This is a genomic window from Lachnospira intestinalis (assembly GCF_040095895.1).
Lineage (GTDB): Bacteria > Bacillota > Clostridia > Lachnospirales > Lachnospiraceae > Lachnospira > Lachnospira intestinalis.
The window spans coordinates 21,036-41,075 of record NZ_JBBMFS010000016.1; the positions used below are offsets into that span (position 1 = coordinate 21,036).

16 protein-coding genes are annotated in these 20,040 nt (G+C 42.5%); all 16 read left to right on the plus strand.

Annotated elements, in window-relative coordinates; genetic code table 11:
* The first annotated feature begins 17 nt into the window (after positions 1-17).
* The gene (locus tag WMO37_RS13640; RefSeq protein ID WP_349155277.1) at positions 18-1,265 is read left to right on the plus strand and encodes a glutamate-5-semialdehyde dehydrogenase; all 1,248 of its coding nucleotides are present in this window, start codon (positions 18-20) and stop codon (positions 1,263-1,265) included.
* A 57-nt stretch (positions 1,266-1,322) separates the two neighbouring features.
* A complete protein-coding gene (locus tag WMO37_RS13645) occupies positions 1,323-2,993 on the plus strand; it encodes an EAL domain-containing protein (protein WP_349155278.1) in 1,671 nt (556 codons plus the stop codon).
* Between the two features lie 124 nt (positions 2,994-3,117).
* Complete coding sequence (miaB, locus tag WMO37_RS13650; protein ID WP_227089749.1) at positions 3,118-4,551, plus strand: tRNA (N6-isopentenyl adenosine(37)-C2)-methylthiotransferase MiaB; 1,434 nt, start codon at positions 3,118-3,120, stop codon at positions 4,549-4,551.
* Complete coding sequence (gene mutS / locus WMO37_RS13655; protein WP_227089750.1) at positions 4,551-7,205, plus strand: DNA mismatch repair protein MutS; 2,655 nt, start codon at positions 4,551-4,553, stop codon at positions 7,203-7,205. Before miaB ends, mutS begins: the two co-directional genes overlap by 1 nt.
* A 53-nt stretch (positions 7,206-7,258) precedes the next feature.
* Positions 7,259-9,187: a DNA mismatch repair endonuclease MutL gene (gene mutL, locus WMO37_RS13660; protein WP_349155279.1), complete on the plus strand. Its 1,929-nt coding sequence runs from the start codon at positions 7,259-7,261 to the stop codon at positions 9,185-9,187.
* Between the two features lie 163 nt (positions 9,188-9,350).
* Positions 9,351-10,301, plus strand: a complete 951-nt coding sequence (miaA, locus tag WMO37_RS13665; RefSeq protein WP_349155280.1) for a tRNA (adenosine(37)-N6)-dimethylallyltransferase MiaA — start codon at positions 9,351-9,353, stop codon at positions 10,299-10,301.
* A gap of 29 nt (positions 10,302-10,330) precedes the next feature.
* The gene (locus WMO37_RS13670; protein WP_436970295.1) at positions 10,331-11,584 is read left to right on the plus strand and encodes a methionine gamma-lyase family protein; all 1,254 of its coding nucleotides are present in this window, start codon (positions 10,331-10,333) and stop codon (positions 11,582-11,584) included.
* 122 nt (positions 11,585-11,706) lie between these two features.
* Positions 11,707-11,970 (plus strand): DUF4321 domain-containing protein, encoded by a 264-nt coding sequence (locus WMO37_RS13675; RefSeq protein WP_022432894.1) that lies wholly within the window; start codon positions 11,707-11,709, stop codon positions 11,968-11,970.
* 44 nt (positions 11,971-12,014) lie between these two features.
* Positions 12,015-12,719, plus strand: a complete 705-nt coding sequence (gene radC, locus WMO37_RS13680) for a RadC family protein (protein ID WP_227089753.1) — start codon at positions 12,015-12,017, stop codon at positions 12,717-12,719.
* 17 nt (positions 12,720-12,736) lie between these two features.
* A complete protein-coding gene (locus WMO37_RS13685; RefSeq protein WP_227089754.1) occupies positions 12,737-13,759 on the plus strand; it encodes a rod shape-determining protein in 1,023 nt (340 codons plus the stop codon).
* A gap of 31 nt (positions 13,760-13,790) precedes the next feature.
* Positions 13,791-14,633, plus strand: a complete 843-nt coding sequence (gene mreC / locus WMO37_RS13690) for a rod shape-determining protein MreC (protein WP_022432897.1) — start codon at positions 13,791-13,793, stop codon at positions 14,631-14,633.
* A 16-nt stretch (positions 14,634-14,649) separates the two neighbouring features.
* Complete coding sequence (gene mreD / locus WMO37_RS13695; RefSeq protein WP_227089755.1) at positions 14,650-15,168, plus strand: rod shape-determining protein MreD; 519 nt, start codon at positions 14,650-14,652, stop codon at positions 15,166-15,168.
* Entirely contained in the window at positions 15,161-17,947 is a 2,787-nt protein-coding gene (locus WMO37_RS13700; protein ID WP_227089756.1) for a penicillin-binding transpeptidase domain-containing protein, read from the plus strand. The genes mreD and WMO37_RS13700 overlap by 8 nt, the downstream gene beginning before the upstream one ends.
* A 199-nt stretch (positions 17,948-18,146) precedes the next feature.
* On the plus strand, positions 18,147-18,848 hold the full coding sequence (minC, locus tag WMO37_RS13705) for a septum site-determining protein MinC (RefSeq protein ID WP_022432900.1): 702 nt from the start codon (positions 18,147-18,149) through the stop codon (positions 18,846-18,848).
* 70 nt (positions 18,849-18,918) lie between these two features.
* Complete coding sequence (gene minD / locus WMO37_RS13710) at positions 18,919-19,728, plus strand: septum site-determining protein MinD (RefSeq protein WP_022432901.1); 810 nt, start codon at positions 18,919-18,921, stop codon at positions 19,726-19,728.
* Positions 19,729-19,758: 30 nt separating this feature from the next.
* Positions 19,759-20,034, plus strand: a complete 276-nt coding sequence (gene minE, locus WMO37_RS13715) for a cell division topological specificity factor MinE (protein ID WP_022432902.1) — start codon at positions 19,759-19,761, stop codon at positions 20,032-20,034.
* Positions 20,035-20,040 lie beyond the last annotated feature (6 nt).

Genomic DNA, 20,040 nt, shown 5'->3' on the forward strand with positions numbered 1-20,040 from the left:
TGGAGGGCAGAAAAAATATGGAAACACTTACCGTAATGGGACAGCGTGCAAAAACAGCCGCCGCCCAGCTTGCAAAAACCGGAATCACCGAACGCAATAATGCTTTAAAAGCAGCTGCAGATGCACTGCTTGCAAAACGTGATACCATTCAGGCTGCCAATGCAAAAGACATTGAAGCCGCAAAGAAAAATCAGATGAAACCGGCAATGATTGACCGTCTGACACTGACCGATGCCAGAATTGAAGGCATGGCAGAAGGCTTGTATCAGATTGTGCAGTTAGACGACCCGATTGGTGAAATCACTTCCATGAAGCAGCGTCCAAACGGTCTAATGATTGGTAAAAAAAAGGTGCCGTTGGGTGTTATCGCCATTATTTATGAATCCCGTCCAAATGTTACTGCCGATGCTTTCGGACTGACTTTAAAATCCGGCAATGCCGTTATTTTAAGAGGTGGCAGTGACGCGATTCATTCCAATACGGCAATCGTTTCCGTAATTACCGAAAGCCTGAAAGAATGTGGTATCAATCCGGATGCCATCCAGCTGGTTACCGATACCGACAGGGCGCTTGTTACCGAATTAATGCATATGAATAAATATATTGATGTCATTATTCCGAGAGGCGGTGCCGGACTGATTCAGAATGTCGTCCAAAACAGCACCGTTCCGGTCATTGAAACAGGAACCGGAAACTGCCATATTTATGTGGATGAATATGCAGACTTCAAGATGGCAGAAGATATTATTTTCAATGCAAAAACACAGCGTATCGGTGTCTGCAATGCCTGTGAATCTTTAGTTGTCCACAGTAAGATTGCCGGTGAATTTATCCCGCAGCTGGTTGACCGCTTAAAATTAAAAAACGTTGAAATCCGTGGTGATGAACGTGCCATGGCTGCCGACTCACGGATTGTTCCGGCAACGGAAGACGACTGGGGAACGGAATACTTAGATTACATCATTTCATTAAAGGTTGTGGATTCCATTGATGAAGCAATTGCACACATTAACCGCTATAATACCGGTCATTCCGAGGCCATTATCACAAAAGATTATGACCACGCACAGCAGTTTTTAAATGAAATTGATGCCGCCGCCGTCTATGTCAATGCTTCGACCCGTTTTACGGATGGATTTGAGTTTGGCTTCGGTGCGGAAATCGGTATCAGCACACAAAAGATTCACGCACGCGGTCCGATGGGACTGGATGCGTTGACCACTTCCAAATATGTCATTTACGGAAACGGACAAGTCCGGAAGTAGCCTTGAAAAATTTACAGGTAATTTTAATGCCGTCTGACGGCAGAATGGGGAATTGTAATGATAAAAAGTGTTAAAGATTTAAAAGCGTATGAAGATGTCTTTACGCTGATTGATGAATGTACTGATAACTATGTGTTCGTTTATGATTTAGAAAATGATTTGTTTCATATAAGTAAATCCGCACTGGATACTTTTACTTTGGAAGAGGAACATATCAAATTAGCTTCCAGCGCTTTGAAACCTCTGGTTTATCCAAAAGACTGGGACAGGCTGGCTGCTGATATCCGTGCCGTGCGCAATCAGGAAAAAGCACAGCACAATCTGGAGTACCGCCTGATTACCAAAGATGATGAAATTATATGGGTAAGCGGAAAAAGCCGTACCTTTTTTAATGAAAATGGTGAGCCTTTCATGCTGATAGGCTGCATTTCCGAAATCGGAAAGCATAACAAATACGACAATATCACAAGCCTTTACTGTGAAGATGTGTTAAAAGAGCGTTATGCCCTTGCAAAAATCGCAGAGCCGCAGCCTGTTACCGGCACAATATTGTTAATCGGCATTGACAATTTCCGCGAAATCAATGAAAAATACGGTACCAAAATGGGCAACATTCTGCTTGCAGGTGTTGCAGAGGCAATTGCCGTCTGCTGCAAAAACCGTGAAAATGTATTCCGTTTCCACGGGGATGAATTTGCCGTGATTTTAAAAGAACAGCCGTCATGTACCACCGCCGATGCGAAAAAATTGTATAAAACTATCCGTAGAAAGATCGATTCTTCAATTGAAAAAAACGGGTATCATATGTTTTTCACGATTTCCGGTGGTGCGGCTTCCTTTAATACACAGGAGAATTCTTACGAAGATGTTTTAAAAAATGCCAAATTTGCACTGCATGTTTCAAAATTAAATGGTAAAAACACCTTTACACCATATTCAGAAGATGAATATCTTTCCTATATCCGCAGAATTGATATTCAGGAAGAATTAAGAAAATGTGTGGAAAATGATTTTAAGGGCTTTGAAGTCTATTACCAGCCAATTATGAAACCGCAGACGAACACCCTCTACGGCTCGGAAGCCTTAATCCGCTGGCACAGTGAGAAATACGGTTTTATGTCACCGGTTGATTTCGTTCCACTGCTTGAAGAAAGCGCCTTAATCATCCCGCTCGGCAAATGGATTATTGAAAATGCGGTGCGGCAGTGTAAAGCATGGGTTTCGGTTTATCCGGATTTTATAATGAATATTAACCTGTCCTTTGTACAGATTATTAAAAGTGATATTTTAAAAGACGCGGTAGAATTACTGGAACAGTATGAACTCTCTGCCAAACATGTTGTTTTTGAGGTCACGGAAAGCGGCGAGCTGGAAAATAATACTGCCGTAAAGCATGTGTTAAATTCTTTTAATAACAAAAGCTTAAATCTTGCCATTGACGATTTCGGAACGGGCTATTCTAACCTGCGCTATATCCGCGATATGATGTTTGGCATTATCAAAATCGACCGTCTGTTTATCAAAGATATTAATGAAAGCAGCCAAAACTACACACTTGTCAAGTATGTAACGGAAATGGCGCACAACTTTAACATCAAGGTCTGCGTGGAAGGTGTCGAAACGCAGGAAGAATACGACAAGGTCATGACATTAAAACCAGACTGTATTCAAGGCTTTTTCTACGGCAAACCGATGAATGCCGGAAATTTTGCCGCCAGCTATATTTAACAGCAGAGTCAAATCTACAAAATTTCATTGTAGATTTGACTTTTTTTATGGAATTCAGTAAAATTATGAGTTGACGGTTTTAAACTGATACAATGACAGATTATAGAAATAAGGAGTATTTTAAATGGGCAATATTGCACTTACCGATGTTATTCCACAGGATTCCCTGGAACGACAGTTATATTTTATAGAAAAATGCAAAGCTTATGTAGCAGACTTACAGGAAAAGTTAGGACGTCCCTTAACCTGCTGTACCCAGACGTTTGGGTGTCAGATGAATGCGAGGGACTCTGAAAAGCTTCTTGGTATTTTAACGGAAATCGGCTATGTTCCGGTTGAAACAGAAGAAGCCGACCTCGTGCTTTACAATACCTGTACCGTCCGTGAAAATGCCAACCTGCGTGTATACGGACGTCTTGGCCACTTAAACGGCTTAAAAAAGAAAAATCCGCATATGATTATCGCACTGTGCGGCTGTATGATGCAGGAAACACAGGTTGTTGAAAAAATCAAGCAGTCTTACCGCTTTGTCGACATTATGTTCGGTACATTCAACATTTTCAAGCTGGCAGAACTGCTCTACAGCAGATGGACACAGGAAGACCAGATTATCGACATCTGGGACAGTACAAAAGAAGTGGTGGAAGAACTGCCGACTATGCGTAAATATCCGTTTAAATCCGGTGTTAATATTATGTACGGCTGTAACAACTTCTGCAGTTACTGTATCGTGCCATATGTGCGCGGCCGCGAAAAGAGCCGTGAGCCGAAAGAAATTATCATGGAAATTGAACGTCTTGTAAAAGACGGTGTCAAGGAAGTCATGCTTTTAGGACAAAATGTTAATTCTTACGGTAAAAATCTTTCTGTTCCGGTTACATTTGCAGAATTATTACAGGAAGTGGAAAAGATTGACGGCTTAGAGCGTATCCGTTTTATGACACCGCATCCGAAGGATTTATCCGATGACTTAATTGACGTTATGAGCAAGTCCAAAAAAATCTGCAACCACGTACACCTTCCGGTGCAGTCGGGCAGCAGCCGTTTATTAAAGCTGATGAACCGTAACTACACAAAGGAGCATTATCTGGAACTGGTTGACAAAATCCGCAGTAAAATGCCTGACGTATCCCTGACAACCGATATTATTGTCGGCTTTCCGGGTGAAACAGAAGAAGATTTTGAAGAAACCTTAGATGTTGTAAGAAAAGCAAAATACGACAGTGCGTATACCTTTATCTATTCAAAGCGTACCGGAACACCTGCTGCCGCAATGGAAAATCAGGTACCGGAAGATGTTGTTAAAAACCGCTTCAACCGGTTATTGGAAACCGTAAATGAAGTATCCCGCTCTATCAGTAACCGCTATGAAGGCACGGTACAGCAGGTACTTGTTGAAGACGTGGACGACCATGATGCAAGCTATGTCACAGGCCGCATGACCAACAACATTTTAGTTCATTTTCCGGGTTCAAAGGATTTAATCGGAACACTTGTCAATGTACGGCTGACAGAATGCCGTGGCTTTTACTATATGGGTGAACAGGAGAACGCATAATGGCTGAATACTCACCGATGATGCAGCATTATTTAAAAACAAAGGAAGAATATAAAGACTGTATCTTATTTTACAGACTGGGTGACTTCTATGAAATGTTTTTTGATGATGCACTTGTCGTATCAAAAGAACTGGAACTGACACTGACCGGAAAAGACTGCGGACAGGCAGAACGCGCGCCGATGTGCGGAATCCCGTTTCATGCCGCAGAAACCTACTTAAACAGACTGGTTGCCAACGGACACAAGGTTGCCATCTGTGAACAGGTCGAAGACCCGAAGCAGGCTAAAGGCATTGTAAAACGGGAAGTCATCCGCATCGTTACACCCGGCACGAATTTAAATACACAGGCTTTAGACGAGACCAAAAACAACTATCTGATGAGCATTGTCTATCTCGGTGAGAAAATCGGTGTATCGATTGCAGATTTTTCAACCGGAGATTACTTTGTAACCGAACTGTCTTCCGGCAGTGAACTGATTGACGAAATCAATAAATTTGTTCCGTCAGAAATCATTACCAATGAATACTTTTCAATGAGCGGTATTGATTTAACTGCTGTCAATGACAAATTGGGCATTACCATGTCCACGCTGGATAGCTGGTATTTTGATGAAGATACCTGTATTAAAAAGCTGCTGACTCATTTTAAGGTCGGCGTACTGGACGGTCTTGGCTTAAAGGATTATACCGCCGGCACAATTGCTGCAGGCGCATTGCTGTTATATCTATATGAAATGCAGAAGGGCAGTGTAGACCACATTACCTCAATAGTTCCGTATACTACCGGAAAATATATGCTGATTGACAGTTCCTCAAGACGAAATCTGGAACTGGTTGAAACCATGCGCGAAAAACAGAAAAAAGGCTCGCTTTTATGGGTGCTTGACAAAACTAAAACCGCCATGGGTGCGCGTGCGTTACGCTCCATGATTGAACAGCCGCTGATTAATAAAGAAGACATTTTAAAGCGGCAGGCAGGTATCGAGGAGTGTAACAACCGTGCAATAGACCGCGAAGAAATCCGCGAATACTTAAATCCGGTGTACGATTTAGAGCGTATTATGACAAAAATCAGCTGTAAATCCGCAAACCCACGTGATTTGATTGCATTCCGTAATTCACTTGAAATGCTTCCGTATATAAAGAAGCTTATCGGCACAATGGAAAGTGATCTTTTCGCCGAATGTTTTGCAAATTTAGACGACCTTGCAGATATATATTCGCTGATTTCCTCTGCAATCGTAGAAGAACCGCCGATTACCATCCGTGAAGCCGGTATTATCAAAGAAGGCTTTTCCAAAGAAGCCGATGAACTGCGCCGCGCCAAAACCGAAGGCAAAGAGTGGCTTGCGCAGCTAGAAGCAAGAGAAAAAGAAGCAACCGGCATTAAAAATTTAAAAGTCAAATACAATAAGGTCTTTGGTTATTACTTAGAAGTAACAAACTCCTTTAAGAATTTAGTTCCGGCAGACTGGGTGCGCAAGCAGACTTTAACCAATGCGGAACGGTACACCACCGATGAATTAAAGAAGCTTGAAGACGTTATTTTAGGGGCGGAAGATAAGCTTTGCAGTCTGGAATATGACTTATTTAACGAAGTCCGTGACAGCATTGCCGCCGAAGTACGCCGTATCAAATCCACTGCCCGCGCGATTGCGGAAATCGATGTCTATACGGCACTTTCCGTTGTCGCACAGCAGTACAACTATGTAAAACCGGCGATTAACGAAAAAGGCATTATTGACATTAAAAACGGCAGACACCCGGTTGTCGAAAAAATGATCCGCAACGATATGTTTGTCGCCAACAATACATACCTTGACAATGCAAAGAACCGCATTTCCATTATTACAGGGCCGAACATGGCTGGTAAGTCCACTTATATGCGCCAGACGGCTTTAATCGTTCTGATGGCACAAATCGGTTCGTTTGTTCCGGCACAGGAAGCCAATATTGGTATTGTAGACCGCATTTTTACGCGTGTCGGAGCTTCCGATGACTTAGCTTCCGGTCAGTCTACATTTATGGTGGAAATGACGGAGGTTGCCAATATCCTGCGCAACGCTACACCAAAGAGCCTTCTGATTTTGGATGAAATCGGACGCGGAACGAGTACATTTGACGGATTAAGCATTGCATGGGCCGTTGTTGAGTATATCGCAAATACTAAGTTGCTTGGCGCCAAGACGCTGTTTGCCACACACTACCACGAACTGACCGAACTGGAAGGTACATTAGACGGTGTCAACAACTACTGCATTGCCGTCAAAGAAAACGGCGATGACATCGTTTTCCTGCGTAAAATCATTAAAGGCGGCGCGGATAAAAGTTACGGTATCCAGGTTGCCAAGCTTGCAGGCGTACCGGATACGGTTATCGAACGTGCAAAGGAACTGGTTGCCGATTTATCCGATGCGGATATTTCACTGAAAGCCCGTGATATTGCGCAGTATTCCAAGAAACAGGAAAAACTGGTAGATTCATATAAAAAAGTGGATGATTTAGAGGTAAAGCAGATGTCACTTTTTGATACAGTCAATAATGATGATATTATCGAAGATATTAAGGCACTCGACATCAGTAATATGACACCGATTGATGCCTTAAATACGTTATATAAATTACAAGGCAGGGTAAAAAACCGCTGGTAAACGTTAACTACCGGGAAACAGCTTATAAAGCAGATTAGAAAGAAGGTGTAAAAATGCCGATACAGGTACTCGATCAAAGTACAATTAATAAAATTGCCGCCGGAGAAGTGATTGAACGTCCTTCTTCGGTTGTAAAGGAACTTGTAGAAAATGCGATTGATGCCGGGGCAACCGCCATTACCATAGAGATTAAAGAGGGCGGTATTTCTTTTATCCGCATTACCGATAACGGAAGCGGTATTGCGCCCGAAGAAATCAAACTGGCATTTTTGCGCCATTCCACAAGTAAAATCAAATCCATTGAAGATTTAATGAATGTTTCCTCCTTAGGTTTCCGCGGAGAGGCTCTCTCAAGCATTGCCGCTGTTTCACAGATTGAACTGGTGACAAAAACGGCGGACAGCTTTACCGGTATCCGATACGTGATTGAAGGCGGAAAGGAAGTCAGCTTTGAAGAAGTCGGCGCACCGGACGGAACGACATTTATGATCCGTAACCTGTTTTTTAATACCCCCGTGCGCCGTAAATTTTTAAAGACGGCGGCAACCGAAGCCGGATATATCAACGCGCTGTTAGAACATCTGTCCCTGTCACACCCTGACATTTCTTTCCGTTTTATCAGCAACAACCAGAACCGTCTGCATACGTCCGGCAACATGAATTTAAAGGATATTATTTATTCCGTGTACGGACGGGACATTACCAAAAATCTGATTGAACTGGATGTATCCACGCAGGATATGCACATCACGGGATTTATCGGAAAGCCCGCAATCTGCCGCGGCAACCGTGGATTTGAAAATTATTACATTAACGGCAGATATATTAAAAGCCACATTATTACAAGGGCTATAGAAGAAGCGTACCGCGGTTTTATTATGCCGCATAACTATCCGTTTACGGCACTGCATTTTCAGATTAACCCGTCCATTTTAGATGTCAATGTACATCCGACCAAAATGGAGCTTCGTTTTTCCAAAAATGAGTTTGTCTATCAGTTTGTGCTGGATGCGATTACCGATGCCTTAAATCGGCGGGAGTTAATCCCGGAGGTTAAGCCGTCCGATACGGTTACGGAAAGTGCTATGCAGAACACAACCACACAACAGAACGCTTCCGCACAGCCGGAACCGCCTATACCGTCCATGTCTGTGCAAAAACCTTCACGTTTGCCTGAACCGTTTGAAGCAGAACGTCTGCCCGATCCGGCAGAAAAATCACTTTCCGACACCGTGTCAGAAAGCGTTACTCCATACGGCACACACAACACACAAAGCAGACAAAACATACAAAATACACACAATACACAAAATGTGCAGGACTCACAGAATACACAACAAACAGCAAAACCGGCAGAACAGATGAATCTGTTTGAAGACAAGCTTTTAGATGTGAATCACAAACAGGATTACCGCATTATTGGACAGTTGTTTGACACTTACTGGCTCATTGAATTTGAAGATTCATTTTACATGATGGATCAGCACGCTGCCCATGAAAAGATTTTATATGAACGGCTGATGAAGCAGTTCCATGAAAAAACCTATCACTCGCAGATGATTATGCCGCCGGTCATTTTAACGCTTAGTCTTCGTGAAGAACAGATTTTAAAAGAAAACTGGAAGACTTTTACAGCACTCGGCTATGAAATCGAGGAGTTTGGCGGAAAAGAATATAAAGTGACCGGACTTCCGGCAGAACTGCCGACCGTGATTGACTGCAAACAGCTTCTGATTGAACTAATTGACACGATTGCGGACGAATCTGCCACCCACGACCCGGAGCGTATTACGGAAAAGGTGGCATCCATGTCCTGCAAGGCGGCAGTCAAAGGCAATAACCGTCTTTCATTTAAAGAAGCCGAGGAACTCATGCGCGAATTAATGGAAGCCGAAAATCCATACAACTGCCCACACGGAAGACCGACACTGATTAAAATGACCAAATACGAAATAGAACGGAAATTCAAGCGGATTCTATAAAAAATCCTGCGGAATGGAGATAAGGGTAAAAAATCCTTAAATCTAAGATTTTTTACCCAACAGTATTGTGCCGCAGGCGTCACAAAACTGCCCTTATCGCAGAACTGAATAAATTCAGTTCGCGATTCCTCCGGCATTAAATGCCTGCGGAATGGAGATTGATATGAAAAATCCTTTAATAATTCTTACCGGTCCGACCGCTGTTGGTAAAACTGCGCTGTCCATTAACCTTGCAAAGGCTGTGAACGGTGAAATCATCAGTGCGGACTCTATGCAGATTTATAAAGAAATGAATATCGGCACGGCAAAGATTCTGCCGGAAGAAATGCAGGGTGTCCCGCATTTTCTTGTAGACGAATTAAATCCCGATGAAGAATTTAATGTCACGGTCTTTCAGAAAAAAGCCAAAGAAGCCATGGCAGATATTTACAGCCGCGGGAAAATCCCGATTTTAGTCGGCGGCACCGGATTTTATATCCAGTCTGTTTTATATGATATTTCATTTACGGAAAGCGGACAGACCGATGCGTACCGTGAAAGCCTGTACCAGCTCGCCGCAGAAAATGGTGCAGAATATCTGCACGCACGGCTTATGCAGGTAGATTCTGCCGCCGCGCAGGCAATCCACCCCAATAACGTCAAACGTGTTATAAGGGCACTAGAGTATTTTCACCAGACGGGAGAGCGCATTTCCGAACACAATGAAGAAGAAGCCGCAAAAACTTCTCCTTACAACTACATTTATTTTGTGTTAAATAATGACCGTGCCGTCTTATATGACCGCATTGACAAGCGGGTTGATGCCATGTTTGATGCGGGGCTGGTAGAAGAAGTGACCGCCCTGCGTGATAAAGGATACTCAAGGAATCTTGTATCCATGCAGGGCATCGGTTATAAAGAAATTTATGCCAGCTTAGACGGAGAGTACGATTTAGACCGTGCCCGCTACATTATCAAACGGGATACCAGACATTTTGCCAAGCGGCAGATTACATGGTTTAAACGGGAAAAGGATGTTACCTGGATGAATTACCCGGACTATAATAAATCACAGGCAGAAATGCTTGACGCGATGTTAAAAATGATAAAGGAAAGAGGAATCATAAAGAGATGAATACAACAAAAGAAATGTATATCCGGCAGATGGGAATTGATGAAAAAGTATATGACTACAGTCAGACACTGCTTGAAAATTTAAAAGAGCGTTTCGCAAAAATTGATGAAACCGCAGAATATAATCAGATGAAAGTCGTTGCCGCCATGCAGAAAAACCACGTGGCTGAAATGCACTTAAACGGCACCACCGGCTACGGCTACAACGATGACGGCAGAGATACCTTAGAGCAGGTTTATGCCGATGTCTTCCACACGGAAGCGGCGCTTGTCCGTCCTCAGATTATGTGCGGTACACACGCATTAAATATTGCACTGTCTGCCAATTTAAGACCGGGAGATGAACTGCTTTCACCTGTCGGCAAGCCATATGATACCATGGATGAAATTATCGGTATCCGTCCTTCAAAGGGCAGTCTTGCCGAATATGGGGTTACTTACAGCCAGGTGGATTTGCTGCCAGACGGCGATTTTGACTATGAGGGTATTAAAAATGCAATTAATGAACGTACAAAGCTTGTCACAATCCAGCGTTCCAAAGGCTACGCCAGCCGTCCGACACTTTCCGTTGCAAGAATCAGAGAGCTGATTGCCTTTATTAAAAATATCCGTCCCGACATCATCTGCATGGTCGATAACTGCTACGGCGAATTCGTAGAGCGCATTGAGCCGTCAGAAGTCGGCGCCGATATGATTGTCGGTTCACTGATTAAAAATCCGGGCGGCGGGCTTGCTCCTTGCGGTGGCTACATCGCCGGTACAAAAGAATGTGTGGAGCAGGCGGCTTACCGTTTATCCTCACCGGGGCTTGGAAAAGAAGTCGGTGCAACACTCGGTGTCAACCAGTCCTTCTATCAGGGATTATTCCTTGCGCCGACCGTTGTTGCAGGTGCTTTAAAGGGTGCGATTTTTGCTGCAAATGCCTACGAAAAGTTAGGCTACAAGGTCATTCCTGACAGTACCGAAAGCCGCCATGACATTATTCAGGCGGTTGAATTAAACACACCGGAAGCACTGATTGCTTTCTGTCAGGGAATTCAGGCAGCTGCCCCTGTTGACAGTTTTGTATCTCCTGAGCCGTGGGCAATGCCGGGATATGATTCCGATGTCATAATGGCAGCAGGCGCATTTGTGCAGGGTTCTTCCATTGAACTAAGTGCTGACGGTCCGCTTCGTCCGCCATATACAGCGTTCTTTCAGGGTGGACTGACATGGTACCATGCAAAATACGGCATTATGATGAGTATGCAGAAGTTATACGAAGCCGGAATTTTGTCTTTTTAATATCATTGTCGAAAAAAGACGAACTTCTTTGAAAGAAAAATGGCAATTATTTGTATACATTAAAAATATTCTATGCTATAATTCAAGTTGGTTTAGTCTGATACAGACAGAAATGGAGAAACATGAGCAATATATCAAAGTATAAGAACGGCTGGTTTTTACTGCTGTTTATTATGATTGGCATTGTACTGGGCGGTCTGATTGCAGAGTCCACTGCCGGAATTGAATCTTTAAGCTGGCTGTCATATGGCAATACCTTTGGGCTGGACAGCCCTTTAGTCATTAATCTGGGAGTGCTTGTCATTACATTTGCATTGCAGATTAAGATTACCATTGCAAGTATTATTGGCGTGATACTCGCAATCATTATTTACAAGGTTGTATAGCAGCCTGTACAAGGATTATCCGTTTGTCCGGAAAGGGCAGACCTATGAACACAAAAAACAACTGTATACGCACAGAAAAAACGGATACCGTTTTACGTCCTTATGAAAAATGCCTTACACTCGGTGCAGAAACGCTTTCCGATGCCGAACTGCTGGCTGTCATTTTAAGGACAGGCGTATCCGGCATGAATTCCATTGAACTTGCACAGCACATTTTTTCTGTGTGCTGCAGGTCAAAGGGCTTACTGGGGCTTTCATCCATCACGATTCCTGAACTGCTAAAAATCAGGGGTGTGGGAAAAGTCAAGGCCGTACAGATTAAATGTATCTGTGAACTGTCACGGCGCACAGCCAAGCAGAGTGCTTCCGCAAAGCTGAAATTCACCGAACCGGAAGCCATCGCTGCCTATTATATGCAGGATCTGCGGCTTTTAGAAAAAGAACATATGATTCTTGTTCTGCTTGACAGTAAATGCCGTAAAATTGCAGACACCGTACTTTCCGTCGGTACCGTCAATGCTTCACTTGTAACACCGAGAGAAGTTTTTGCGGAAGCCTTAAAGTACAATGCCGTTTCTGTTGTGCTGCTTCACAATCATCCAAGCGGTGATGCAGCACCCAGCCACAATGATATTGCGGTAACGGACAGAATCGTGCAGGCAGGAAAAATTTTAGGAGTTCAGGTCATCGACCACATTATTATCGGTGACAATACGTATACCAGTCTGAAAGAAAAAGAATATATGTAGACGAAAGGAGTCCAAAAATGGGACAGAATATTTATGGTGTAGACATCGGTACCAGCAACTTTAAAATGTGCTGTAAAGATAAGGATAAGATTATCAATGAGAAAAATATCATTGCAATTGCAAATAAGAAAGATATTTTAGCATTCGGTGACGAAGCATATGAAATGTATGAGAAAGCACCAGAACACATTGAAGTTTCCTTTCCTGTAAAATTTGGTGTTATCGCCGATATTGAAAATATGCAGACACTGCTTCTTCGTTTCTTCAACAAAATGAATGACGATAAGAAATTTACAGGTAACACAGACTTTTATATTGCCGTTCCAACGGATGTAACAGAAGTAGAAAAGAGAGCTTTTTATGAACTGGTTGCTGATTCCAAGGTGAAGGCAAAGAATATCTATATCGTAGATAAGCCCGTTGCCGATGCCATCGGTGCCGGATTAGACGTTACCAAATCAAAGGGTATCATGATTGTCAACATCGGTGCTGAAACAACAGAAATTTCCGTTCTTTCATTAGGTGGCATTGTTATCAGCAAATCTGTTAAAATCGGCGGTAACAAGTTAGATGACAGTATTATCAGTGCTGTCAGAAAAGTATACAACCTGATTATCGGAAGTAAAACCGCAGAAGGCTTAAAAAAAGAACTCGGCAGTGCCGTACAGGCAGAAGAAACTTTTGCGCCGGGCTTTGGACGTAACGTGCTTTCAGGACTGCCTGTCAGCGTAGATATTTCATCTGATGTAATTTATTCAGCTGTAGTAGACCCGCTGCACTCCATTATGGATTCTATTAAAGTCATCCTGGAGCGCACTCCACCGGAACTGGCAGCTGATATTATCAAAAATGGTATTTATGTATCCGGCGGAACATCCAATATCCGAAATCTGGAGAAGTTTATCCATCAGGAAACAAACCTTGCCGTAAATATTGTAGAAAATCCGGCTGAAAGTGTTGTCAGAGGTCTGATGGGTGTTGTCAGCAATCCGGATTTTGCCGGTGTCGCATACACACCACAGGATAAAAATTACGACTAAGTAAAAATCCATTTCAGAAATGAGGAGAATCATGAGAAAAAAGCTTGCTTCATTCATGAATTCAAAATATATACTGATCGGTTTATCCGCACTGTGTCTGCTTTTTATCGCAACCAGCTTTTTTACGGATAAACTGACAACCCCGCTTCGGAATGCCATTTCAACAGTGGTAATTCCGGTACAGCGCGGTATGAACTATATCGGATTATGGATATCCGACAAGTATGATACCTTACAGGAAATCAGCACAGTGCTTGAAGAAAACAAAGACTTACAGGCAAAGGTTGACGACCTGACAGAGGAAAACAACCAGCTAAAGCAGGACAGCTATGAGTTAGACCGCCTGCGCGATTTATATGAACTGGATGAAAAATATCCTGGATACAACAAAGTCGCAGCCCGCGTTGTCGGTACAACTTCCGGCAACTGGTATAGTACTTTTACTATTGATAAAGGCAGCAATGACGGCATTGAAAAAGATATGAATGTCATTGCTGGCGGCGGTCTTGTCGGTATTATTACGGAAGTCGGTCCGAATTATGCACAGATTAAAACAGTGATTGAAGATAACAGCTATGTCAGCGGCATGTTAATTGACACCGGAGATACCTGTATTGTAAAAGGCGATATTGAATTAATGGATACGGGACTGATTCATCTTTCCGGCTTTGCAAACAGTGTCACTGTAAGAAACGGCGATAAAATCGTAACCTCCAATATCAGTGATAAATATCTTCCGGGTATTCTCATTGGCTATACAAAGGATGTTACCGCAGATGCCAACAATCTGACACAGGCAGGGTACTTAGTTCCTGCTGTAGATTTTGGACATTTGCAGGAGGTTCTGATTATTACACAGAAAAAGAATTCATAATAAATAGGAGATGGGTATGAAACGGAAAATCGGAGAATTGATTTTAATCATATTTTTCTACCTTTTGCAGGTCACACTCGGCAGAGTGATTGCAATCGGCGGCATTAAACCGAATCTGCTGATTATTCTTCCGGTATTATTCGGTTTCCTTCATGGAAAAAATGAAGGAATGTATGTAGGTTTTTTTGCCGGATTTTTTTATGATTTATTTTTCTCGGGACTGTTTGGTTTTACTTCCCTTGTATTTGTATACATAGGATACTGCTCCGGCATTTTTTATCAGAAATACGAAGAAACAGAAATGTTGATTCCTCTTGGCTTATTACTGGCGGGAGATTTCTGTTTCGGTTTTCTGTCTTATGTCGGTAACTTTTTACTGCACAACCGGTTGAATGCAATGTATTACATTTCACGCTTTATTCTGCCGGAGGTTGTGTACACACTTTTGATTGCCGTCATTTTATACAAGCCGGTAACCTTTTTAAATAAGCACTTAAATCCTACGGATAAAAGGAGAATCAGTAAAGTTGATTAAAGATATTTTTGATTATGTGATTAGTTTATTAAAATCAAGACTGTTTCCATTAATTATGGTATTTGTCCTGATTGTAGTGGTTTTAATTAACCGTTTATTTTCACTCCAGATAATCAAAGGCGCTTCTTATGTAACAGATTTAACGGACTCCATCCAGAAAAATATGAGCGTTGCTGCTACGCGCGGAAGAATTTACGACAGAAACGGTGTTTTACTTGCCTATAATGAACTTGCTTATGCTGTAAAAATCAGTGACAGTGGTACATATTCTGATAAAGACGGTATGAAAGCAACCGATATTAAAAATGCAACTGTCAATAATGCCATCAACCGTACTCTTGAAATTATCGAAGAAAAGGGCGACCAGTATTCAACAGATTTTAAAATCAGCTATGCCGGTGACGGAATGTACGAATTTAATGTATCCAATTCTGCCGTGCTGCGTTTTAAAAGAGATGTTTACGGCGTTACTTCCGTAGATAAATTATCCGATGAGCAAAAGGCGGCAACTGCCAATGAAATGATGGACTACCTGTTTGACCGGTATGGTGTGGATACCGCAGCGTTTACCCCGGAACATATTCTGGAGATTTTAAGCCTGCGCCTTTCCATGTCGGCAAACTCTTACAACCGTTATATGTCCTTTACAATTGCCAACGAAGTTTCTAATGAAACGGTTGCAGCGATTCTTGAAAATTCCGATGAACTGGTAGGCGTTACCGTTGAAGAACAGTATGTGCGGCATTATGTTGACAGTACATACTGCTCCCAGATTATCGGCTATACCGGTACGGTATCAGAAACTGAACTTGCCACATTAAAGGCAGAAGATGATTCTTACGAAGCCAATGACATTGTTGGTAAGACCGGCATTGAACAGACCCTCGAATCCGAACTTGCGGGAGAGAAGGGTTCTAAAGAAGTCTATGTTGATACCGTCGGACGTATTACAGAAGTCATTGACGAGACCGATGCAGCTGCGGGACATGATGTTTACCTGACCATTGATGTAAATCTGCAAAAGCAGATTTATACGGCAATTGAAGATAAGCTGGTAGAAATTCTGCTTTCCAACATTGTCAGTAACGATACGAAATACGCCTATAGTTCTACAACCGGAAATGTATCCCACGTATACATTCCGATTAAGGAAGTTTATTTTGCGCTGATTGACAATAATTTAGTATCAATGTCTAAAATTGCAGAAGGTGACACGGAGAATGAACGCAGTGTATACAGTTCATTTTTATCAAAACAGGATTCTGTCATGAGCTGGCTGTCTTCCGAACTCTTAGACGGCAATACACCGTATGGAAGCCTTTCAGAGGAAAATCAGGTTTATGTATGGTATGTCTATGAAATGCTGATGAACGAAGGTGTTTTAAATAAAGACTCCATTGATACATCCAATGATGTATACACAGCATGGACAGACAGCAATTCTGTCAGCATCCGACAGCTATTGACGGAGAGTATTTCAAACGGCTGGATTGATATGTCTGCACTGACTTCACAGTCTTATACCAGTCTGGAAGAATCCTACGAACTTCTGACAGACTATATTGTGTCCAATTTGCAGACAGACACGGCATTCTTTAAGAAACTGTACAAATACATGATTCAGAATGAACAGCTTTCCGGCAGACAGGTCTGTATGCTGTTATATGAGCAGGGCTATTTAACCGATGACGGCTCTTATGCCTCCCTTTCATCCGGTGCTGTATCCGCTTATGATTTTATGTACAATGCCATTCAGACCAAGAAAATTACACCGGGTGAGCTTGCCCTGCAGCCTTGCTCCGGCTCCTGTGTCATCACAGACCCGGACAACGGCGATATTTTAGCGCTGGTTTCTTACCCAAGCTACGATAATAACAAATTATCCGGTACGATTGATACAGAATATTACAACAAGCTGTCTAACGACAATGCCAAACCGCTTTTCAACTGGGCAACCCAGTCCCAGTCCGCACCGGGTTCTACGTTTAAACCGTGTTCCTCTATTGCTGGACTGGATACCGGTATTATTTCAACCGGCACAGTATTTAACTGTTCCGGTGCATTTACAGAAGTAACACCTTCTCCAAAGTGCTGGAGATTATCCGGTCACGGCGGTGAAACCGTTACAACCGCAATCAGGGATTCATGTAACGTATACTTTTATAATGTAGGCTACAAGCTTGCATGCAGTAAAACAGGTTCTTATAACAGTACAACCGGAACGAATATCTTAAAGCGCTATGCAGAAGATTTAGGTCTTGCAACGAAAGCCGGTATTGAAATTTACGAAGAAACACCACATGCTTCTTCCGTAAACTCTATTGCATCAGCAATCGGACAGGGTAACCACCAGTTCAGCTGTCTGAATCTGGCACGCTATGTTACAACGATTGCAACCTCGGGTACGTGTTATAATCTGACACTTGTTGATAAGATTACTGACCACGACGGAGAGCTGATCCGTGACAATTCCGCAGAAGTAGATCATGTAATGAACATCAGTTCATCTACATGGGATGCCGTTCACACCGGCATGAAAATGGCCGGTGACAGTTATTCATCCTTAAAAGTATCCGGACTTTCTATCGCAGCAAAGACCGGTACAGCACAGGAACGTCTGACAGAACCTGACCATGCAACACTGATTACGTATGCACCTTACGAAAATCCGGAAATTGCCATGGCAATCGTTCTGCCGCATGGATACGATTCTGCAAGAAATACGGAACTTGGAAAAGCCGTTTATAATATTTATTACAGTCTGTATCCAAGAAACTAGTGTCTAGTGTCAAAAATCCTTAAATCTAAGATTTTTGACACGTCAAGTGTAACTTGACGTTGCGCTTTGTGCCGCTTGCGGCACAAAGCCGCTCTTATCGCAGAACTGAATAAATTCAGTCCGCGATTCCGCAGGCATTAAAATTGCCTGTGGAATGAGTTTAGTGTGAATAAAAAATATGAAAAAGGAGATTAGTATAGTGAGTCAACCGGTTGTTATTAAGGGCAACAAACATGGGATTATTGTTGTACTCGACGCAGAAGCTGAATTTAAAGATTTAAAAGTTCAGATAGAGGAAAAATTTAAAGCATCCGCAAAGTTTTTTGGCAGTGCAGATATGGCACTCGGTTTTGAAGGCCGGGTGTTATCCGATGAACAGCAGCGGGAAGTTTTAGACATTATTGCCAACGTATCACAGTTAAATATTATCTGTATTATCGACCATGATGAAGCACAGGATGCCGTTTTTAAGGCCGCCATTGATCAGACGGTTTCTGCCGGTGCTGTGGCAGCTCCGGCGCAGACCGGTACAAATGACGGTCAGTTCTACAAAGGCTGTCTGCGTTCCGGTCAGGTACTTGAAACGGAAGGCAGTATTATCGTACTCGGTGATGTGAATCCTGGCGGCAGAATTATTGCAGGCGGCAGTGTCATTATCCTTGGCAGTCTGCGCGGCAACGTATTTGCCGGAGCCGGCGGCAATGAAGACTGCTTTGTCGTCGCACTGGAAATGAATCCGATGCAGATTAAGATCGGTGAAGTCATTGCCAGAAGTTCAGATTCTGCACCACGCAAAAAAAGCAAGGGCATTGCGCCTAAGATTGCTTATGTCGATGACAGTAACATTTACATAGAAGATTTAGGTCCGGATGTTTTTGAGGATATTCGGATAAATTGCTAAAATACTATTGATTTCATCGCAAAAAATCTGCATAATAATAGAATATTGATAAAGTTTTGGAGGAAAGAAAATGAGTGAAGTAATCGTTGTCACATCCGGTAAAGGCGGTGTCGGCAAAACAACAACAACAGCGAACATCGGTACCGGACTTGCCAAACTTGGAAAAAAAGTTGTCATGATTGATACCGATACCGGATTAAGAAATCTGGATGTCGTATTAGGACTTGAAAACCGTATTGTATACAATCTGGTTGATGTTGTAGAAGGCAACTGCCGGATCAAGCAGGCATTAATTACAGATAAAAGATGTCCGAAGCTGTACTTATTACCAACTGCACAGACCCGTGATAAGTCTGCTGTTACACCGGAACAGATGATTAAGCTTTTAGATGAATTAAAAAATGATCCTGAAGAATTTGACTATATCATTTTAGACTGTCCTGCCGGAATTGAACAGGGCTTCCAGAATGCTATTGCAGGTGCTGACAGGGCATTAGTCATTACAACGCCGGAGGTATCGGCTATCCGCGATGCCGACAGAATTGTTGGCTTACTTGATGCACATGGTTTAAAAGACCATGAAGACTTAATTGTCAACAGAATCCGCATGGATATGGTAAACCGCGGTGAAATGATGTCTATCAACGATGTCAACGACATTTTACAGTTAAATGTTATCGGTGCCGTTCCGGACGATGAAAATATCGTTGTAGCTACCAATAAAGGACAGCCTTTAGTTGGTGACGATACCATGGCAGGACAGGCTTACATGAACATCTGCCACAGAATTATTGGGGAAGAAGTTCCATTTCTTGACTTAAACGGCAAGGGCGGCTTCTTTAAAAAACTTTCTGCTTTATTCAAAGGCGAAAAAAAGTAGGAAAATGACGCAGTCATATGGAGGAAATAAATGAGCTTATTAGATTTATTCAAGAAAAAAGGCTCTGGTGATGTTGCAAAAGACAGACTTAAGCTTTTATTAGTATCCGACCGGGCAAACTGTTCGCCTGAGGTTATGGAGATGATTAAAAACGATATTATTAAAGTAATATCAAAATATATGGTGATTGATGCGGAGGGACTGGATATCCAGATTACATCAACAGAATCCGATTCCAACAACGGTTCTGTTCCTGCACTTTTTGCAAATATTCCAATCAAGGACATCCGTAACAGTGACAAATAACAAAGA